Source organism: Kitasatospora sp. NPDC058492 (genome assembly GCF_042720685.1).
GTDB lineage: Bacteria > Actinomycetota > Actinomycetes > Streptomycetales > Streptomycetaceae > Kitasatospora.
In genome coordinates this window covers 21,935-37,733 of the sequence record NZ_JBHXMU010000080.1, presented here as the reverse complement: position 1 = coordinate 37,733, position 15,799 = coordinate 21,935, and the positions used below count along the sequence as shown (strand labels likewise).

Sequence of the window (15,799 nt, the reverse complement as noted above, 5' to 3'; positions counted from 1 at the left end):
CCTCAAACGCGCCCAACACCACAACTGGCCACCACCACAACCGGCAACAGTCACCGTCACCCAGCACGACACAACCTAAAGTCACTGGCATTGGGTCTAGGTCTCCTCCGCCGCGTCGCTGACGTGTAACAGTCGGCCGATCAGCGTCTTCATCCGAGAGGGTGTCCAGCGCTGGTCCTCTCAGCCGTGCATCAGCGGAACACGCTCCAACTCGCGCTCCAGCCAGACGCTCTGCCTTTCGGTCAGTCTGGGGCGCCCGGGGCGAGCCCTACAGGAGCCCGGCCTCACCTCGCTCACGCCACTGCTGGCGCCAGTGCTCCACCGGCTGGTCACTCACCTGCAGTGCGGTAGCGATCTCCCGGTTCCTCTCCCCGCTCTCGAAGCGTTCCACGGCCTGCAGCCGGATCTGCTCCGCGCGGCCCTCTCGGTGTCGGTCAGCCCGCCGCCCTGCGCATATCTCACAGATCAGGGCCACTGGAATTATCCGGAAGCTGTCAGGTAACTGGATCCGACATCACGCTTTCAGGTTCAGCAGTTCCTCGGGACGAGGGTGTTCTCGTTGGTGCGGCCGGCGGTGTAGTCGTCGATGTTGCGGGTGGTGGCGTCGATGATCTGGGTGACGGCGGTGTGGGTGAAGTAGGCCTGGTGGCTGGTGACGAGGACTTGGGGGAATGTGACGAGGCGGGCGAGGGTGTCGTCGGTGATGCCTTCGATGGAGCGGTCGGTGAAGAAGACGCCGGTTTCTTCTTCGTAGACGTCGAGGCCGACGCCGGAGAGGCGGCCGGCGCGGAGGGTTTCGACGAGGGCGGCGCTGTCGATGAGGCCGCCGCGGCTGGAGTTGACGAGGATGGCGTCGTCCTTCATCCGGGCGAGGGCGGCGGCGTCGATGAGGTGGTGGGTGGCGGGGAGGAGGGGGACGTGCAGGCTGATCAGGTCGGCGCGGGTGAGGAGTTCGGGGAGTTCGGTGTAGGTCATGCCGAGGTCGAGGCAGGCGGGGTTGGGGGTGATGTCCCAGCCGAGGAGTTCGGTGCCGAAGCCGGCCGCGATGCGGGTGAAGCACTCGCCGATCTTGCCGGTGCCGATGACGCCGATGGTCATGCCGTGGATGTCGCGGCCGAGGAGGCCGTCGAGGCGGAAGTCGAACTCGCGGGTGCGGGTGGCGGCGCGGGTGAGGCGGCGGTTGACGGCCAGGGCCAGCGTCCAGGCGTGTTCGGCGACGGCGTAGGGGCTGTAGTAGGAGACGCGGGCGACGGTGAGGCCGAGGTCGGCGGCGGCGTCGAGGTCGATGTTGTTGAAGCCGGTGGAGCGTTGGGCGATCAGTTTGGTGCCGCCGGCGGCGAGGGCGGCGAGGGTCTCGGCGTCGAGGACGGCGTTGACGCTGCTGCTGACGGCGGGGTAGCCGGCGGCGAGTGGGGCGGTGTCGCGGTTGAGGAACATGCTCAGGCAGCGCAGCCCGTGCCGGCCGGCGAAGGCCTGTTCCAGCAGCGGCCGTTCGTCGGCCTGCACCCCGTACGCGAGGATCTCCATCGGTTGCCTTTCCGCGAGTGGTCCGCTCCACCGGCCACGCTAGCGGGGCCGTCGCGGGGGCGCCCGTCGGACGCACGAGGGCCCGGACCGGTGGCGGTCCGGGCCCTCGACGGGGCGGGGGAGGTCAGATGACCGTCTCCGCCTCCAGGTAGCGCTCCTGCGGGACGGTCTTCAGCTCGGCGACGGCCTCGGCGATCGGCACCAGGTTGATGTTGGTGCCCTGCAGCGCGGTGATGTGCCCGAACGCGCCCTTGTGGACGGCCTCGACGGCGTGCCAGCCGAAGCGGGTGGCGAGCACCCGGTCGTACGCGGTCGGGGTGCCGCCGCGCTGGGTGTGGCCGAGGATCACCGGGCGGGCCTCCTTGCCGAGGCGGTGCTCCAGCTCGCGGGAGAGCTGGGTGGCGATGCCGGTGAACCGCTCGTGGCCGTAGATGTCCTTGGTGCCCTCTTCCCAGTGCATGGTGCCGGGCTCGGGCTTGGCGCCTTCGGCGCAGACCACGATGGCGAACTTCTTCTGCCGGTCGAAGCGTTCGCGGACGACGGCGGTCAGCTTGTCGATGTGGAACGGCCGCTCCGGGACGACGATGGCGTGCGCGCCGGCGGCCATGCCCGCGTTGAGCGCGATCCAGCCGGTGTGGCGGCCCATGACCTCGACGACCATGACCCGCTGGTGGGATTCGGCGGTGGTCTTCAGCCGGTCCAGCGCCTCGGTGGCGACCGAGACGGCGGTGTCGAAGCCGAAGGTGACGTCGGTGGAGGCGATGTCGTTGTCGATGGTCTTCGGGACCCCGACCACCGGCAGTCCGGCGTCGCTCATCAGCTTGGCGGCCTTGAGGGTGCCCTCGCCGCCGATCGGGATCACCGCGTCGATGCCGAGGTCCGCGCACAGTCGCTTGGCGCGCTCGACGCCGTCGCGCAGGTGGCTGGGCTGGACCCGGGACGAGCCGAGGATCGTGCCGCCCTGGGCCAGGATGCCGCTCACCGAGTCGAGGGTGAGCGGCCGGTGGACGCCCTCCAGGAGACCGCGCCAGCCGTCCTGGAAACCGATGATCTCGTCGCCGTGGTCGACCACCCCCCGGTGGACCACGGAACGGATCACCGCGTTCAGGCCGGGGCAGTCACCGCCGCTGGTCAGCACTCCGATACGCATTAGCTTTGCAACTCCCGAGCAGAACCGAGGAACGGCCGGACTACAGGCTGGGACGACGAGCCGTCACCGTAGCGGGGCGCTCCCACGCCGGAGTGGCGGGGAGGTGGCCGCGGGGTGAAGGACCGGCCGATCCGGACAGAACGCCCGAAAACGGCCGCGAAGTCGAGCATACGGCCCCTGGTCCGGCCGGGCAGGAGCCGACGCGGGAGCGGCGCCGTCGGCGCCCCCGCGCGGAAGTGCAGCCTGCTGCCGAGGAGGGTGTGCAGTAGGCAGCCCCATTGTGGTACGTCCGGGGCCGCCCCTGAACCGGGTGACCGCATCGCGGGCACCCGGGCTCCGGGGCGGGCGGATGTACTACGCGGGGCGCGTCGTGGCGGCGATGCGCTCGGCGCGCAGCGCGTCGTACCAGGTGGTGTCGGCCGGCGGCAGGGCGTTGACGTCCAGCGCCAGCTTGATCAGCATGTCGGCCACGGCGGGGTTGCGGGCCAGCACCGGGCCGTGCAGGTAGGTGCCGAACACGGTGTCCCGCCAGGCGCCCTCGGTGCCGTCGCCGGTGCCGTTGCCCCGGCCGGCGACCACGGTGGCCAGCGGCTGGACGCCCTGGCCGAGGTGGGTGACGCCCTGGTGGTTCTCGAAGCCGGTCAGCTGCGGCAGGCCGAGGCGCGGGTCGACGTCGGCGAGGACGTCGCCGACGCAGCGGGCGCCGTCGCCGCGGGTGGTCCAGACGTCGAGCAGGCCGAGGCCCGGCTCGCGCTCGCCGAGGTCGTTGACGAACTCGTGGCCCATGATCTGGAAGCCCGCGCAGACGCCGAAGATGATCGCGCCGTTCTCGGAGGCCCGGATCAGGCCGCTGTCGTTGCGCAGCCGCTCGGCGGCGAGCCGCTGCGGACGGTCCTCGCCGCCGCCGATCAGGTAGATGTCGCCGCTGGTGGGGACGGACTGGTCGGAGCGGACGTCGATCCGGGTCACGTTGAGATGGCGCTGGCGGGCCCGGCGCTCCACGACCAGGGCGTTGCCGCGGTCGCCGTAGGTGCTGAGCAGGTCCGGGTAGACCCAGACCACGCGCAGGCTGCTCTCACTCATCCTCGAAGGCCTTCCGTCACGATCAGATGGGGCTGCAGGCGCGGCATCAGCCGGCCACGACCTTCCGCAGCTGCTGGAAGGCGGTGTAGTTGGCGATGGCCTCGATCCGGCCGGGCGGGGCCATCCGGACGGCCTGCTCCAGCGTGTCCACCACGTGGAACTGCAGTCCGGCGACCTCCAGGCGGACGGCCAGGTCCAGCTTGCGCTGCCCCATCACGAACACCGGGTGCCCGGCGAGGCGCTCGTAGTCGACGTCCCACAGCCAGGAGGTGTCCGTGCCGTCGGCGTCGAGCGCGTTGACGGAGAGGATCACCGGCGCGGGCGGGCCGTCGATCAGCGAGAAGGTCTCCAGCCAGCCGGCCGGGTTCTTGGCCAGCAGCAGCCGGATGTCCCGGCCCTGGTACTGGACCACGTCGTAGCGGCCGGCGACGGCCGAGACCGAGCGCATCCGCTCCAGCGCGACCTGCGGGGAGACGCCGAACACGGCGGCGACGGCGGCCGAGCTGGTGGCGTTGGCCAGGTTGGCCCGGCCGGGCAGCTGGAGCTGGATCGGCCAGGCGCCGCGCTGCGGGTCGATCACGTGGGTGCCCTGGAGCGCCCAGTGCGGGTTGGGGCGCCGGAAGCCGCACTCCTGGCAGAACCAGTCGTCGCCGGGGCGCTGCATCACACCGCCGCAGGCGGGGCAGGACCAGGCGTCCTCCTTCCAGGCCTGCCCGGCGGCCACCCAGACCACCTTCTTGCAGGAGGAGGCGGCCCAGGTCACCAGCGGGTCGTCGGCGTTGGCGATGACCACGGCCTCGGTGTCCTGAAGGCCCTCGCGCCACTTCTCGGCCATCATCCGGGTCTCGGCGGCGCGGTCGAGCTGGTCGCGGGAGAGGTTGAGCAGGGCGATCGCCTTGGGGCGGGTGTCGCGGGCGACGCCCGCCAGGTACTTCTCGTCGACCTCGATCACGCCGAAGCGGGCGTCCGAGCCGCCGGCCAGGGCGGAGGTGATGCCGGCCGGCATGTTGGCGCCCAGGGCGTTGGAGACCACCGGGCCGGCGGCGCGCAGCGCCTCGGCGATCAGGCGGGTCGTGGTGGTCTTGCCGTTGGTGGCGCTGACCAGGACGACGTCGAGGTGGTCGGCGAGGGTGGCGAGCAGGTCGGGGTCGAGCCTCAGGGCGACCTTGCCGCCGATCACCGAGCCGCTTCCGCGTCCGGCCTTGCGGGACACGGCGGCAGCGACCCGACCGGCCGTGACCGCGATCTTGGCGCGGGCCGGCAGCGAGGTGTCGCGTGCGCCTGTGGGCTCCGATTCGGTGCCTGCCATGCTCAGTGGTTCCTCCTTGCTGCGGCACCACCCGGGTCCGGATTAACGGGCCGTCGGGCGGCGGGGACGGGGCCAGCCTACCGACTCCGCCGCCCGGCTCGACGATCCGGACCCCAGGCAGCCTGCTGCGACGCGGCCGGAGGCGCCGCTTCGGGCGCCCTGACGGATCGTCGGGGAAGACGGTGTACGGAGGGGGCCTTCGTCGCTTGGGACGCTCTCCGGGCTCGCGGGGTTCCCGGGTGAGGATGTGGTGAAGAAAAGATCAGCGGCCCGGACGGACGCAGGAGACCGGCTCGTCCGCGGCCAGCGTGGCGGTGATCACCAGGGTGCCGTCCTCGGCCCGGAAGTCCAGCGGCGCGGCCAGCCGACGCATCGCGGTGATCAGCCCGGTGTTGGAGGCGTGGGTCACCGCGTACACGGTTGTCACACCGGCCGCCCGGGCCGCCGCCGAGAGCTGCCGCAGCAGGGCCGGCCCGAGTCCGCGCCGCTGCCAGGCGTCCTCGACCAGCACCGCCAGCTCCGCCTCGTCGTCGTCCCACATCAGGTGCCCGAGGGCGACGATCCGTCCGTCGGCGGCCGTCGCGGCGAGGCTGTGGCCGTGCCGGGCGTCCAGCAGGTGGTCCAGGTAGCGGCCGGCGTCGCGGACCGGCCCGTGGTAGCGCAGCCGCAGCGAGGCGGGGGAGCAGCGGAGGTGCATCGCCAGGGCCGCGGCCCGGTCGGCCGGTCCGGCGGGGCGCAGCGTCAGCGCCGTCCCGTCCGCCAGCGTCAGGCGGGACGGCGCCGCCCGGTCCGGCTCCGTCACGGCTCGCGGCCGGTCGACCGGGGGGTGCGGACGGGCGGGCCGCAACGGGCCCCCGGTGAGCGCGGGCAGCCGGGCGGCCTGGCCCTCGGGCGCCGCGCACCTGCGGTCGGACCTGCGGAAAGGCCGGTGCCAGAGCCGTTCGGGGCGAGTGCGTGATGCCGTCATGCCGCCGACGCTACCGACGCCGCGCTTCCGGCCGGTTACGTGATCGTGAACGCAGGAATGACCTGGGCGGTTCCGGAGCGTGACGAGCGTGGCCATGTTCCGGGGGCTCGACGGGGCTCGACCGGGCTCGACCGGACTCGACCGGGCTCGGACACCAGGGTGGCCGACGGGCCTGGGGTGCTCGCCCGGCCCCGACCGGATCATTGACCTGAACACGCTCACGGATGGCGCAGAATCCGGGAACGGACGAGCCCCTTCGGATAGGGATGGCTCGGCTTTCCGCCGATCCCACCTCCCCCGAAGGGGCCCACATGTCCTTCCCCTCGTCCCTCCTGAAGAAGTCCGCCCTCGTGCGGCGGTCCGTACTGGGCGCGGTGTGCTGCGCACTGCTGCTGGCCGCGCCGATCGCCCTCGCCCAGCCGGCGGCCGCCGCGGACGGGCCCAAGACGCCCCAGGAGGCCGCCGCCTGCAAGGCTGTCGTCTCCACGCTGCTCGGCGGCTTCGGGTCGATGCTCGCGAACTCGGCGTGCGTCGTCCAGCCGAGCGACAGCTGAGCGACAACTGAGCGGTGGCCGGGCGACGGCCGAGTGACGGCCGAGCGACCCGGCGGGCCGGGGCCACCCGAGGGACCGCCTCAGGCCCCGGCCACCGCTGCCACATGGGCGGCCGTATCTCACGGCTGCGGTTGAGCGGTCAGGGGTGGGACGGGTCGTCGGGGAGGGTGAGGGTGGCGAGGGCGCCGCCGTCGGGGTGGTTGGTGAAGGTGAGGTCGGCGCCGATGACCCGGGCGTGGCCGGTGGCGATGGTGAGGCCGAGTCCGTGGCCGCGTCCGCGTTCGGGGGCGTTGGTGCGGAAGCGCTGGGGGCCGCGGGCGAGGAGGCCGTCGGGGTAGCCGGGGCCGTGGTCGCGGACGGTGATCCGGTGGCCGTCGACGTGCAGCCGGATCGGCGCGGTGCCGTGCCGGTGGGCGTTGAGCAGCAGGTTGCCGAGGATGCGGTCGAGGCGGCGCAGGTCGGTGCGGACCTGGCGGTCGGCGGCCGCGGCCACGTCCACGTCGACCTCCAGGCCGGTGAGCGTGACGGTGCGGCGCACCGCGCGCTCCAGCGGGACGGGGGCGAAGTCCGGGATCTCGGCGTCGGCGTCGAGGCGGGAGACCTCCAGCAGGTCCTCGACCAGCGAGCGCAGGGCCTGCACCCGGTTCTGGACGAGTTGGGTGGGGCGGCCGGGCGGGAGCAGTTCGGCCGCGGTGACCAGGCCGGTGAGCGGGGTGCGCAGTTCGTGGGCGACGTCCGCCGTGAAGCGCTGCTCGTCCTCCAGCCGCTGGTGCAGGGTGCGGGACATCAGGTCGACGGCGGCGGCGAGGTCGGCGACCTCGTCCTTCCCGTCGACGAGCTCGCCGATCCGGGTGTCCGTCCGGCCGGCGGCGATGCCCCGGGCGGCCGTCGCCGCGGTGCGCAGTCGGCGGCTGATCCGGTCGGCGACGAGCACGCCGGCCAGGACCGTGGTGAAGACCGCGGCGACGACGGTGATCAGGATGATCCGGTCGAGGTCGGCGATCGCCTGCCGGTCCTGGGTGAAGTCCACCCGGACGGAGAGCACCCCGGTCTGGACCGGTCGGGCCGCCCACATCGACTCGCCCTGCGGACCGCCGGCGAGCAGCGAGCCCTCGCGGCCGTCGGCCGCGAGCGTCCGCAGCCCCTGGGGCAGCGCCGGGTCGTCCAGGGCGAACCGGTCGGTGACCTCGCCGCGCTTGTAGGTGTCCACGGCCGAGCCGAGCGCGGCGAGTGCGGCGGCGCGGGCCTGGTCCACGTGCTGACGGATCATCGCCTGGTGGACCAGCAGGCCGACGGCCACCGCCACCAGGACGGCGATGGCGGCGACGGCGGTGGCGATCTGACGGCGCAGGGTCATGCCGGACGCCGCAGCTTGTAGCCGAACCCGCGGACGGTCTCGATCCGGCCGGAGCCGATCTTGGCGCGCAGCCGCTGCACGTGGACGTCCACCACCCGGGTGTCGGCGCCCCAGTCGTAGTCCCAGACGCGTTCCAGCAGGGTGGAGCGCTCCAGCACGATGCCGGGCGCGGCGGTGAACTCCAGCAGCAGCCGCAGCTCGGTGGGGGTGAGCGGGACGAGGTGGCCGTCGACGCGCACCTCCATGCTGTCGGTGTCCACCTGCATGCCGTCGAAGCTGCGCAGCGCGGAGGAAGGGGCGTCCGCAGGCACGGCGGCGGTGGGAACGGCGACGGCAGACGCTGCGACGGGGACGGCGGGGTCCACCGGCTCCTCGGGCAGCGCGGGTTCGGCCGGGACCACCCGCACCCGGCGCAGCACGGTGCGGATCCGGGCGACCAGCACGGCGCTCTCGAAGGGCTTGACGACGTAGTCGTCCGCCCCGGCCTCCAGACCGGACACCACGTCGACCGGGTCGGTGCGCGCCGACATCATCAGGATCGGCAGCTGGCTCTCCTCCCGGATCCGGCGGCAGAGGCCGACCCCGTCGAGGAGCGGCAGCATGACGTCCAGCAGGAGGAGGTCGGGGCGCACGGCGTGGAAGGCCTCCAGGCCCTCCAGGCCGTCGGCGGCCGTGGTGACCGGGAAGCCGTAGCGCTCCAGGGCCATCCGGGTGGCCTCCCGGATCACCTCGTCGTCCTCGACGAGCAGGATGTGCGGGTGGGCGGGCGCGGCTGCGGGGGTCATGGCTTCGCTTCCGAGGGAGCCGAGGGCGGGCGGATGGGGATCGGGACGGCCGTTTTCGGGGAGGAGACGCCCGCGCCGGCTTCGGGCAGGGAGGGCTGCGGCTGGGCGGATGGGCGGCCGCTGCGCTGGGCGACGGCGGGGCCGGCGGAGGGCGTGCTGGTGGGCGTCTGTGCGGCGCCGTTCGTGGCTCCGCCGGCCGGGCCGGCGATCGGGCCGGCGATCGGGCCGGTGTCCTCGACCTTCCGCTCCAGCAGGCCGAGCCGGACGCCGTCCCACTGGTAGTGGCTGCTGGTCCGGACGAACGCGCCGGTCGGCTCGTAGAGCCACAGGTCGGATCCCACGGTCGCGGCGCTGAACCCCTTCAGCACCTCGACCTGGAGGATGGGCAGCAGCCGGTCGTCGGCCAGCAGGTAGACGTGCAGGACCACGGGCCCGGGGGTGGCGACGGCGACGACCAGTTCCTCCCGCCCGTCGCCGGTGAGGTCACGGAACTCGGGGCTGCGGACGTCGCAGGCGGGGCAGGAGTCCAGGGCGCGCCGCTCCTCCGGGCCCACCGTGGAGTCCTTGGCGAGGACGGTGCGGACGTCGACCGTCCTGATGTCGTGCCCGGGGACGGTCACGTCCGGGACGGGTTGCGGCGCGGCCTGGGTGGCGGCCCCGGCGCCGGTGGCGGGAGGGCGCGGCGGCGGGGAGGCCGCCAGGTCGGGCCAGAGCGGCTGGGCCACCAGCGGCGGCGCCACCGGCTGGGTGGCGCCGTGGTCCTGGAGCCCGCCGGGGGTGGCACGGCCGAGGGCCAGGGCCGCGAGCGTCACGAGGACGGCCAGGGCGGCGAGGGCCGCCACCGGCACGGCGACGGGCCGGCGGCGGGGTGGGGATGCTGCTGCCACGGTCGGTGCTCGTCCTCCTGGTCTGCGGCGATGTGCCGGTTCGTCCCCGCTCCGGCCTCGGTGGTAGGTCGCGTGGACGGCGGTCGGTGGTTCCCGTCCCGCCGTCCCGGCCGCCGCGCCGGTTCGACAGTCGAAACGACCCGACGGCCGGGACGACCGGGACGGCGCGGTGGCTTCAGCCGGTCGCGCCGCCCGGACCGGCCAGGTCCGCCAGGACGATGATGTTGTCCGTCCAGTGCCCGTCCGAGCCGATCCGCCCGCCGCAGGTGATGAGCCTGAGAGCGGGTTCGGGAGTGTCACCGTAGACCGTTTCGGTCGGGAAGCGGTCCTTGGCGGCCTGGAGCAGCGAGCGGACCTTGAAGTCCACGGTGCTGCCGTCCGCGCGCCGCACCTGGATCAGGTCGCCCGGCCGCAGCTTCGGCACGCCGTGGAAGACCGCCGGGCCGTGCGCGGTGTCGTAGTGCCCGATGAGGACGGCGGGGCCGGCCTCCCCGGGCGTCGGCCCGTTGCGGTACCAGCCGACCTCGTCGGCCCGGTCGGCGGCCGGAACTTCGACCGTCCCGTCGGGATTGAGCCCGAGGCCGGTCACCGGGGCGTCCACCCCGGCGGCCGGCACCAGCAGCCGGGTCGGCGCCGAAGCGGCGAAGGGCTTCGGCGCGCCGGCCGGGCTCCCGGCGGTCCCGGCCGCCGGGGTGGTCCCCGCGGTTCCGGGGCCTCCCGAGGGCGCGGCCGCCGGGTTGTCGGTACTGCCGTGCACCGAGGGCTCGACCCGCACCACCGGGGTGTGCTGGCCGGACAACGCCACGGTGGTGCCCAGCACCAGGCAGGCCAGGCCCGCCGCACCGAACGCCGTCCGGCGCAGTGTGCCCGGGCCGGGGGAGGCCTTGCGGCGCCGTCGGTTGCGGCCACCGCGCGGGATGCCGTGGCGGGCCGGCCCGTCGGCGCCGGGCGTCCTGTCGGGCTGCCCGCCGCCCGCCGGGGCCCCGGTACCCACCGGGCCCCCGGCGCCGCCTCCCCACCCGGTCAAGGGCGGGGGAACGGCGCCGGGGTGCCCGGCGGACTCGGGGCCGGTGTCAGCCGCGCGCACCGGAGCGGCGGCGCAGCATCGCGAAGCCCAGCGCACCGGCGCCGACGGCCGCGACGGCCCCGCCACCGGCCAGCATCAGGCCGTTGCTGTCGGTCTCGCCGGATCCGTCGCCGGCCTGGGCCGCGCCCTTGGGCACCTCGCGGACCTGGGCCTTGCCGTCACTGGAGACCCCGGCGCCACCGGCGGCGGGCTGCACGGCGGGCCCGGTGCCGGCGCCGGCGGAGGGCTTCGCCGTGGGGGTGGCACCCGCGACCGAGGGGGCACCCGGGGCGGCCGGGGCGGGCTTGGCCGGGCTGGGCGTCGAGGTGGGGGTGGCCGACACGCCGGCACCCGCAGCAGGCGTGGCGGCCGGGGTCCCGTCGGCGAAGGCCTGTCCGCCGGTGACGACGGTCAGCAGCGCGCCCCCGGTCAGGGCGCAGACGGCCAGCACGCGGCGGGCGGGGGAGCGGTGGGTACGGCTCCTGCTCATACGGTGTTCTCCTTCGTCATGGACGCCTCCCGGCCGGGGCGGCCGGTGCGTCGTCCATGACGGTAGGAGGCCCGTGTCGCGGTCCCCGGCCGGTCGTGTCACGGCCGCCCATCGGCTGCGTAACGAACCCCGGGGGCCCGTTGCGGCCGGGGTGGTGGCGGCGGTGCCCGTGCGGTGGGAGGCCGTCCGGTTGACGCCCCGTCGGGTCGTGGGGGTAACCCCCCTCCCGGTCCGGGGGGCCGCTCCATGGCCCGGGGTCGCGGGCCCGGACACACTGGCAGCGGTTCGAACAGCGTGGTGGTAGGCCCCCGTTCCGGGGTGATGGGCGCCGTGAGCAGAGCGCCGGCCGACCGCGCGACGCCGCACCGCGCACGTGATGCCGTCCCACCTCCAGCCGATCGGGGTCCACCGATGACCAGTACCGCCGCCCACGCCGCGACCGCCCCCGCCCCCGACCCGACGAGCAGGAGGGGAGGGCGCTTCCGCTGGACCGTCGTCCTGCTGACCTCGCTCGCGATCGTCGGGTACGCCGTGGGGACGTACGCCCAGGCCGACCTGCCCATCGCCGCGTCGAAGGGCGGCCTGCCCGCCACCTACGCCGAGCGCCCGATGGCCGTCCAAGTCACCTTCTACGTCCACATCGTGACGGCCGCGCTCGCGCTGCTGGTCGGCCCGTTCCAGTTCTCCACCGCGCTGCGCCGGCGGTCCCCCGCCGTCCACCGCTGGACGGGCCGCGTCTACGTCTTCGGGGTCGCGGTGGGATCCCTGGCCGCGTTCGTCATGGCGTTCTTCAACTCGGTGGCCTTCAACGGCTTCTTCGGCTTCGGCGGCCTCGCCCTGCTCTGGGCCTGGACCACCTGGCGCGGCTACCGCGCCGTCCGTGACCGCGACCTGCCGAGCCACCGCGCCTGGATGATCCGCAGCTTCGCCCTCACCTACGCCGCCGTCACCCTCCGGTCCTGGCTCGGCGTCCTCATCCTCCTCCAGACGCTCACCGCCCAGGGGCACGTCGACGGCCAGCGCTTCTTCGACAACGCCTACGCCGCCGTCCCGTTCCTCTGCTGGCTGCCCAACCTGATAGTCGCCGAATTCCTCATCCGCCGCCGGGGCCTGCCCGCCTACCGTGTCACTCCGGCCGGCCCGCAGTCCTGAGCCGGAGGCGGCGGGAAGGCTCGCGGGAGGGTCGTCAAACCCCCTCCTGCGTGGCGGAGTTGCGGAACCCGCAGCGTCGCCGCGTCGCCGTCGCAGTCAGCCGATGCGGGTGGGGGTGTCGAGGAGGGGGTGGCCGGTGGTGGTGAGGAGGGTGGTGAGGTCGGTGGGGGTGAGGGTGTGGGAGGCGCGGAGGTAGAGCTCGTCGACGGTGGTGCCGGGGAGGGGGTGGGGCTGGCGGGAGAGGATGGCGACGTGCTGGTCGGCCAGGGCGGTGTGGACGCGGGCCAGGCCGTCGGGGGTGCTGCGGGCGGCGGTGCGGACGCGCCACAGGGTGGTCGGGGGCGCGGGGGAGTGGGGGTGGTGGCGCTGGGACCACCAGGTGTGGAAGAGGGCGGTGGCGAGGAGGGCGAGGGCGGCGGCGGCGAGGACCACCGGGCCGTCGGGGCCGCGGACGACGATCTTGGCGACCAGGTCGGCCGCGGTGACCGAGACGAAGACGGCGGCGAGTTCGACGCTGTCGCGGCGCCAGCGGTGGGTGCCGGCGCCGCGTCGTCGGGCCCGGGGGAGGGTGGGCGTCGGCTGCATGGCCGGGTGCTCCGTGTGCTCCGTCTGCTCCATGACAGCACCCTGCCCGACGGGTGTTTCCTGTCCACGAACCCGCCGTGACCTGGTGGTTAAGGTCGCCGGGCCCGCGTTACGGTTGCAGGTCCGCGGCCGCCGCCTTGACCTCGGCGAGCAGGAGCTCCAGGTCGGCCTCGGTGGTGGCGGCGTTGAGCAGGCAGGCCCGGAGCATCTCGCGGTCGCCGAGACGGGCTCCGGTGACGAAGACCCGGCCGCGCCGCTGGACGGCGGAGGGGAGTTCGCGGTTGAGGGCGTCGACGGCGGCCTCGTCGTGCCCGGGGGTGCGGTGGCGGAAGGCGACGATGGAGGTCTGTACCTCGGCCAGCAGCTCCAACTCCCCGTCGGTCTCGATCAGTTCGCCGAGGCGGCGGGCGAGGGCGGTGCAGCGGGCGATGTCCCGGGCGATGCCGTCGCGGCCCTTGTGGGCGATGGTGGCCCAGACCTTGAGCGCGCGGAACGGGCGGGTCTGCTCGGTGCCGTACTCGGAGAACCAGCCGAGCGCGCCGGCCGCCTCGTCGCGCAGGTAGGAGGGGACGAGGCTGAAGGTGGCGCGCAGTTCCTCGGTGTCGCGCACCAGCGCGCAGCCGCAGTCGACGGGCACGCCCAGCCACTTGTGCGGGTCGAGGGCGAGGGAGTCGGCGCGCTCCAGGCCGGCGTAGCGGTGGGCGATGGCCGGGTCGAGCCTGCCGAAGGCCCCGTACGCGCCGTCGACGTGCAGCCACAGGCGCTGTTCGGCGCAGAGGTCGGCGATCGGGCCGAAGTCGTCGACGGCTCCGGTGCCGACGGTGCCGGCCGAGGCGACGACCAGGAAGGGCAGCAGTCCGGCGGCCCGGTCGCGTTCGACGGCGGCTCGCAGTTCGGCGGGGTCGAGGCGGCCGTCCGGCCCGGTGGCGACGGTGCGCAGGTGCCGGCTGCCGAGGCCGAGGAGTTCGGCGGCCTTGCGGACGCAGGAGTGGGTCTCGCCGGTGACGTAGCCGACCAGTGGCGGCAGGCCGGCCAGGCCGTCCTCGCGGACGTCCCAGCTGGCCCGGCGGGCGGCGCGGTTGCGGGCGGCGGCCAGGCACACGATGGTCGCCATCGAGGTGCCGGAGGTGAGCAGGCCGCCGCCGGCCGGGTGCGGGAAGCCGACGAGTTCGGCGATCCAGCGGACCACGGCGCGTTCCAGGTGGACGTCGGCGTGGTCGCCGCCGGCCGAGCTGGGGTTCATGGCGGAGGCGGCGAGGGTGGCGAGGACTCCGGCGGGTGCGGGGGCGGAGTTGACCCAGCCGAAGAAGCGGGGGTGGCCGTTGCCCATCGGGTGGGGGAGGACGTCCTGCCCGATGGCGGTGAGGAGGTCGGCGAGCGGGCGGCCGTCGGCGGGCAGCGGGGCGTCGAGCAGGGCCCGGCGGGCGGTGTCGTCCATCGGCTGCCAGACCGGGCGCCCGGGCAGTTCGGCGAGGTAGTCGGAGACGAGGTCGGCGGCGGTGTGCGCGGCGGCGCGGAAGTCCTCGGTGGTCATGATGGCGGCTCTCCAGGGGCGGGGGAGGCGCGGCGTCCTCGGCGCACCCTGATCGTTCGGTCCGGTGGACCGGTCGGCCGATCCTACGGACAGGGCCCGCGCCGTGCGGCGCGGGCCCTCCAGGTGAGACGGGGTGGTCGGTCCCGGTGGGACCGGCGGGTCAGTCGAGCGAGCTGGACAGGCCGCTGGCGGAGCGGCAGTAGCCCTGCATCTCCTTGTTGGTGATCTTGGCGCAGAGCCGGCCGGCCGCGCCGTCGTCCGTGTAGTTCACCGTGTAGTAGCTGACCAGGCCCTCGGCACAGGCCTTGCGCTGCCAGCCGTCGGCGGCGGTGCCGCACTGCTGGGCGGCCCAGTCCTCGCGGTCGAGGTTGTACTTCATCGTCCGCGAGCCGACGCCGCGGCTGCAGTCGGTCGCCCCGCCGCTGGCCTTGCCGCTGAGGCACCACTTGAGGGCGTCGGCGTAGACCTCGGGGTGGTTCGGGTAGTCGTGCGAGGAGAGGTAGAAGGTCGGGGCGTAGAAGAAGCACGCGGACTGGAACAGGCCCGGCTGGTCCTTGCACGGGTACAGCGGGTCCTGGGCGAGCTTGTCGGCGGGCAGGTTCGCCTTGGCCTTCTCGTCCTCCTCGTCCGGGCCGAAGAGCTGCATGAACAGCCCTTCGGAACAGCGGATCTTGTTCTGGTCGCTGGGGAACTTGCTGCACAGCTCGCGCGCCTTGGGGACGTCCTGCTTGGCGACGAACATGGTGCCGTGGCCGACGCCGTGGATGCACGGGCCGGTGTTCTTGGGCGCGCAGAGCTTGAGCAGGTCCACCTCGGGCTGGGCGGAGGCGTTGAGCATCTCCTCGACCGCGCCGTGCAGGTAGCCGGCCGCGCAGGTCTCGTGCGGGAAGGAGATGACCTTCTGGAAGTCGGCGTTGAAGCGCTTGACCGCCGCGTGGCCGAGCTCGTGCGCGATCGGGTGGCAGAAGCGCACGGTGTACGGCTTCTCCTTGGTGATCTTGTCGAGGTCGGCGAGCGCGACGCCGGGGTCGGTGGCGTCCATCTCGGCCATCAGCTTGTTGCGCAGCGTCGAGCGGGTCCACACCGCCGGGTCGCCGGTCGGGGTGGCGCTCGCGGCCGCCGGCGCGACACCGGGTGCGGCGGCGCCGGTGCCCGCGGTGACGGCCGGGGCCGTCGCCGCGACGCCGGGCGCGGGCGACCAGTCGGTGACGGCCACCGACCCGAGGCCCAGGACGCCCAGGAGCAGGGCGGTGAGAATCGCGAATACCCGCGGTTGCATGAGGTGATCCCCCGGCGGATCGAGGTGGACGGTTCGCTCCCATCCTGACGGCACGCCGGCGGGAATCCGCGTTT

Annotated in this window: 16 protein-coding genes; 2 read left to right on the top strand and 14 right to left on the bottom strand. The window is 74.0% G+C overall.

From position 1 onward, the window contains the following. Positions 1-268: 268 nt before the first annotated feature. The 6 genes from ACFWPI_RS35070 to ACFWPI_RS35045 form a co-directional block, all read right to left on the bottom strand. Positions 269-391 (bottom strand): helix-turn-helix domain-containing protein, encoded by a 123-nt coding sequence (locus ACFWPI_RS35070; RefSeq protein WP_380425261.1) that lies wholly within the window; start codon positions 389-391, stop codon positions 269-271. A gap of 137 nt (positions 392-528) precedes the next feature. After that, complete coding sequence (locus tag ACFWPI_RS35065; protein WP_380380573.1) at positions 529-1,527, bottom strand: 2-hydroxyacid dehydrogenase; 999 nt, start codon at positions 1,525-1,527, stop codon at positions 529-531. A gap of 124 nt (positions 1,528-1,651) precedes the next feature. Further along, positions 1,652-2,677 carry a 6-phosphofructokinase gene (locus tag ACFWPI_RS35060; RefSeq protein ID WP_063350327.1) on the bottom strand — a complete coding sequence of 342 codons (1,026 nt, stop codon included), beginning with the start codon at positions 2,675-2,677 and terminating at the stop codon, positions 1,652-1,654. A gap of 354 nt (positions 2,678-3,031) precedes the next feature. Further along, positions 3,032-3,760 (bottom strand): type 1 glutamine amidotransferase, encoded by a 729-nt coding sequence (locus tag ACFWPI_RS35055; RefSeq protein WP_063350328.1) that lies wholly within the window; start codon positions 3,758-3,760, stop codon positions 3,032-3,034. Positions 3,761-3,806: 46 nt separating this feature from the next. After that, positions 3,807-5,069, bottom strand: coding sequence for a MurT ligase domain-containing protein (locus ACFWPI_RS35050; RefSeq protein WP_380380575.1), 1,263 nt, complete (start codon positions 5,067-5,069; stop codon positions 3,807-3,809). A gap of 262 nt (positions 5,070-5,331) precedes the next feature. Further along, positions 5,332-6,036 carry a GNAT family N-acetyltransferase gene (locus tag ACFWPI_RS35045; protein ID WP_380380577.1) on the bottom strand — a complete coding sequence of 235 codons (705 nt, stop codon included), beginning with the start codon at positions 6,034-6,036 and terminating at the stop codon, positions 5,332-5,334. Positions 6,037-6,347: 311 nt separating this feature from the next. On the opposite strand from ACFWPI_RS35045, the gene ACFWPI_RS35040 reads away from it, so the two are divergent. After that, positions 6,348-6,590 carry a hypothetical protein gene (locus ACFWPI_RS35040; RefSeq protein WP_063350331.1) on the top strand — a complete coding sequence of 81 codons (243 nt, stop codon included), beginning with the start codon at positions 6,348-6,350 and terminating at the stop codon, positions 6,588-6,590. 139 nt (positions 6,591-6,729) lie between these two features. Here ACFWPI_RS35040 and ACFWPI_RS35035 read toward each other — a convergent pair whose 3' ends face one another. The 5 genes from ACFWPI_RS35035 to ACFWPI_RS35015 all read right to left on the bottom strand — a co-directional run bounded on the left by ACFWPI_RS35035 (position 6,730) and on the right by ACFWPI_RS35015 (position 11,175). Continuing rightward, positions 6,730-7,947, bottom strand: a complete 1,218-nt coding sequence (locus ACFWPI_RS35035; RefSeq protein WP_380380580.1) for a sensor histidine kinase — start codon at positions 7,945-7,947, stop codon at positions 6,730-6,732. Then, positions 7,944-8,732 carry a two-component system response regulator CseB gene (gene cseB, locus ACFWPI_RS35030; RefSeq protein WP_380380582.1) on the bottom strand — a complete coding sequence of 263 codons (789 nt, stop codon included), beginning with the start codon at positions 8,730-8,732 and terminating at the stop codon, positions 7,944-7,946. Before cseB ends, ACFWPI_RS35035 begins: the two co-directional genes overlap by 4 nt. Next, positions 8,729-9,619: a hypothetical protein gene (locus ACFWPI_RS35025; RefSeq protein ID WP_380380584.1), complete on the bottom strand. Its 891-nt coding sequence runs from the start codon at positions 9,617-9,619 to the stop codon at positions 8,729-8,731. Before ACFWPI_RS35025 ends, cseB begins: the two co-directional genes overlap by 4 nt. Positions 9,620-9,794: 175 nt before the next feature. Further along, the gene (locus ACFWPI_RS35020) at positions 9,795-10,613 is read right to left on the bottom strand and encodes a class F sortase (protein WP_380425258.1); all 819 of its coding nucleotides are present in this window, start codon (positions 10,611-10,613) and stop codon (positions 9,795-9,797) included. 79 nt (positions 10,614-10,692) lie between these two features. After that, positions 10,693-11,175, bottom strand: coding sequence for a sortase-dependent protein (locus ACFWPI_RS35015; protein ID WP_380380159.1), 483 nt, complete (start codon positions 11,173-11,175; stop codon positions 10,693-10,695). Between the two features lie 411 nt (positions 11,176-11,586). Here ACFWPI_RS35015 and ACFWPI_RS35010 point away from each other — a divergent pair, with 411 nt between their 5' ends. Next, positions 11,587-12,327, top strand: a complete 741-nt coding sequence (locus ACFWPI_RS35010; RefSeq protein WP_380380157.1) for a DUF2306 domain-containing protein — start codon at positions 11,587-11,589, stop codon at positions 12,325-12,327. Between the two features lie 96 nt (positions 12,328-12,423). Here the strand turns inward: ACFWPI_RS35010 and ACFWPI_RS35005 are convergent, their stop codons facing one another. The 3 genes from ACFWPI_RS35005 to ACFWPI_RS34995 form a co-directional block, all read right to left on the bottom strand. Next, positions 12,424-12,945 carry a hypothetical protein gene (locus ACFWPI_RS35005; RefSeq protein ID WP_380380155.1) on the bottom strand — a complete coding sequence of 174 codons (522 nt, stop codon included), beginning with the start codon at positions 12,943-12,945 and terminating at the stop codon, positions 12,424-12,426. 76 nt (positions 12,946-13,021) lie between these two features. Then, the gene (locus tag ACFWPI_RS35000) at positions 13,022-14,446 is read right to left on the bottom strand and encodes a pyridoxal phosphate-dependent decarboxylase family protein (protein WP_380380153.1); all 1,425 of its coding nucleotides are present in this window, start codon (positions 14,444-14,446) and stop codon (positions 13,022-13,024) included. A gap of 160 nt (positions 14,447-14,606) precedes the next feature. Continuing rightward, positions 14,607-15,725 (bottom strand): hypothetical protein, encoded by a 1,119-nt coding sequence (locus tag ACFWPI_RS34995; protein ID WP_380380151.1) that lies wholly within the window; start codon positions 15,723-15,725, stop codon positions 14,607-14,609. Positions 15,726-15,799 lie beyond the last annotated feature (74 nt).

Excerpts from the sequence above, each read along its gene's own strand:
- ACFWPI_RS35065 (WP_380380573.1), bottom strand. The coding sequence starts at position 1,527 with ATGGAGATCCTCGCGTACGGGGTGCAGGCCGACGAACGGCCGCTGCTG.
- ACFWPI_RS35060 (WP_063350327.1), bottom strand. The coding sequence starts at position 2,677 with ATGCGTATCGGAGTGCTGACCAGCGGCGGTGACTGCCCCGGCCTGAAC.
- ACFWPI_RS35055 (WP_063350328.1), bottom strand. The coding sequence starts at position 3,760 with ATGAGTGAGAGCAGCCTGCGCGTGGTCTGGGTCTACCCGGACCTGCTC.
- ACFWPI_RS35050 (WP_380380575.1), bottom strand. The coding sequence starts at position 5,069 with ATGGCAGGCACCGAATCGGAGCCCACAGGCGCACGCGACACCTCGCTG.
- ACFWPI_RS35045 (WP_380380577.1), bottom strand. The coding sequence starts at position 6,036 with ATGACGGCATCACGCACTCGCCCCGAACGGCTCTGGCACCGGCCTTTC.
- ACFWPI_RS35040 (WP_063350331.1), top strand. The coding sequence starts at position 6,348 with ATGTCCTTCCCCTCGTCCCTCCTGAAGAAGTCCGCCCTCGTGCGGCGG.
- ACFWPI_RS35035 (WP_380380580.1), bottom strand. The coding sequence starts at position 7,947 with ATGACCCTGCGCCGTCAGATCGCCACCGCCGTCGCCGCCATCGCCGTC.
- cseB (WP_380380582.1), bottom strand. The coding sequence starts at position 8,732 with ATGACCCCCGCAGCCGCGCCCGCCCACCCGCACATCCTGCTCGTCGAG.
- ACFWPI_RS35015 (WP_380380159.1), bottom strand. The coding sequence starts at position 11,175 with ATGAGCAGGAGCCGTACCCACCGCTCCCCCGCCCGCCGCGTGCTGGCC.
- ACFWPI_RS35010 (WP_380380157.1), top strand. The coding sequence starts at position 11,587 with ATGACCAGTACCGCCGCCCACGCCGCGACCGCCCCCGCCCCCGACCCG.
- ACFWPI_RS35005 (WP_380380155.1), bottom strand. The coding sequence starts at position 12,945 with ATGGAGCAGACGGAGCACACGGAGCACCCGGCCATGCAGCCGACGCCC.
- ACFWPI_RS35000 (WP_380380153.1), bottom strand. The coding sequence starts at position 14,446 with ATGACCACCGAGGACTTCCGCGCCGCCGCGCACACCGCCGCCGACCTC.
- ACFWPI_RS34995 (WP_380380151.1), bottom strand. The coding sequence starts at position 15,725 with ATGCAACCGCGGGTATTCGCGATTCTCACCGCCCTGCTCCTGGGCGTC.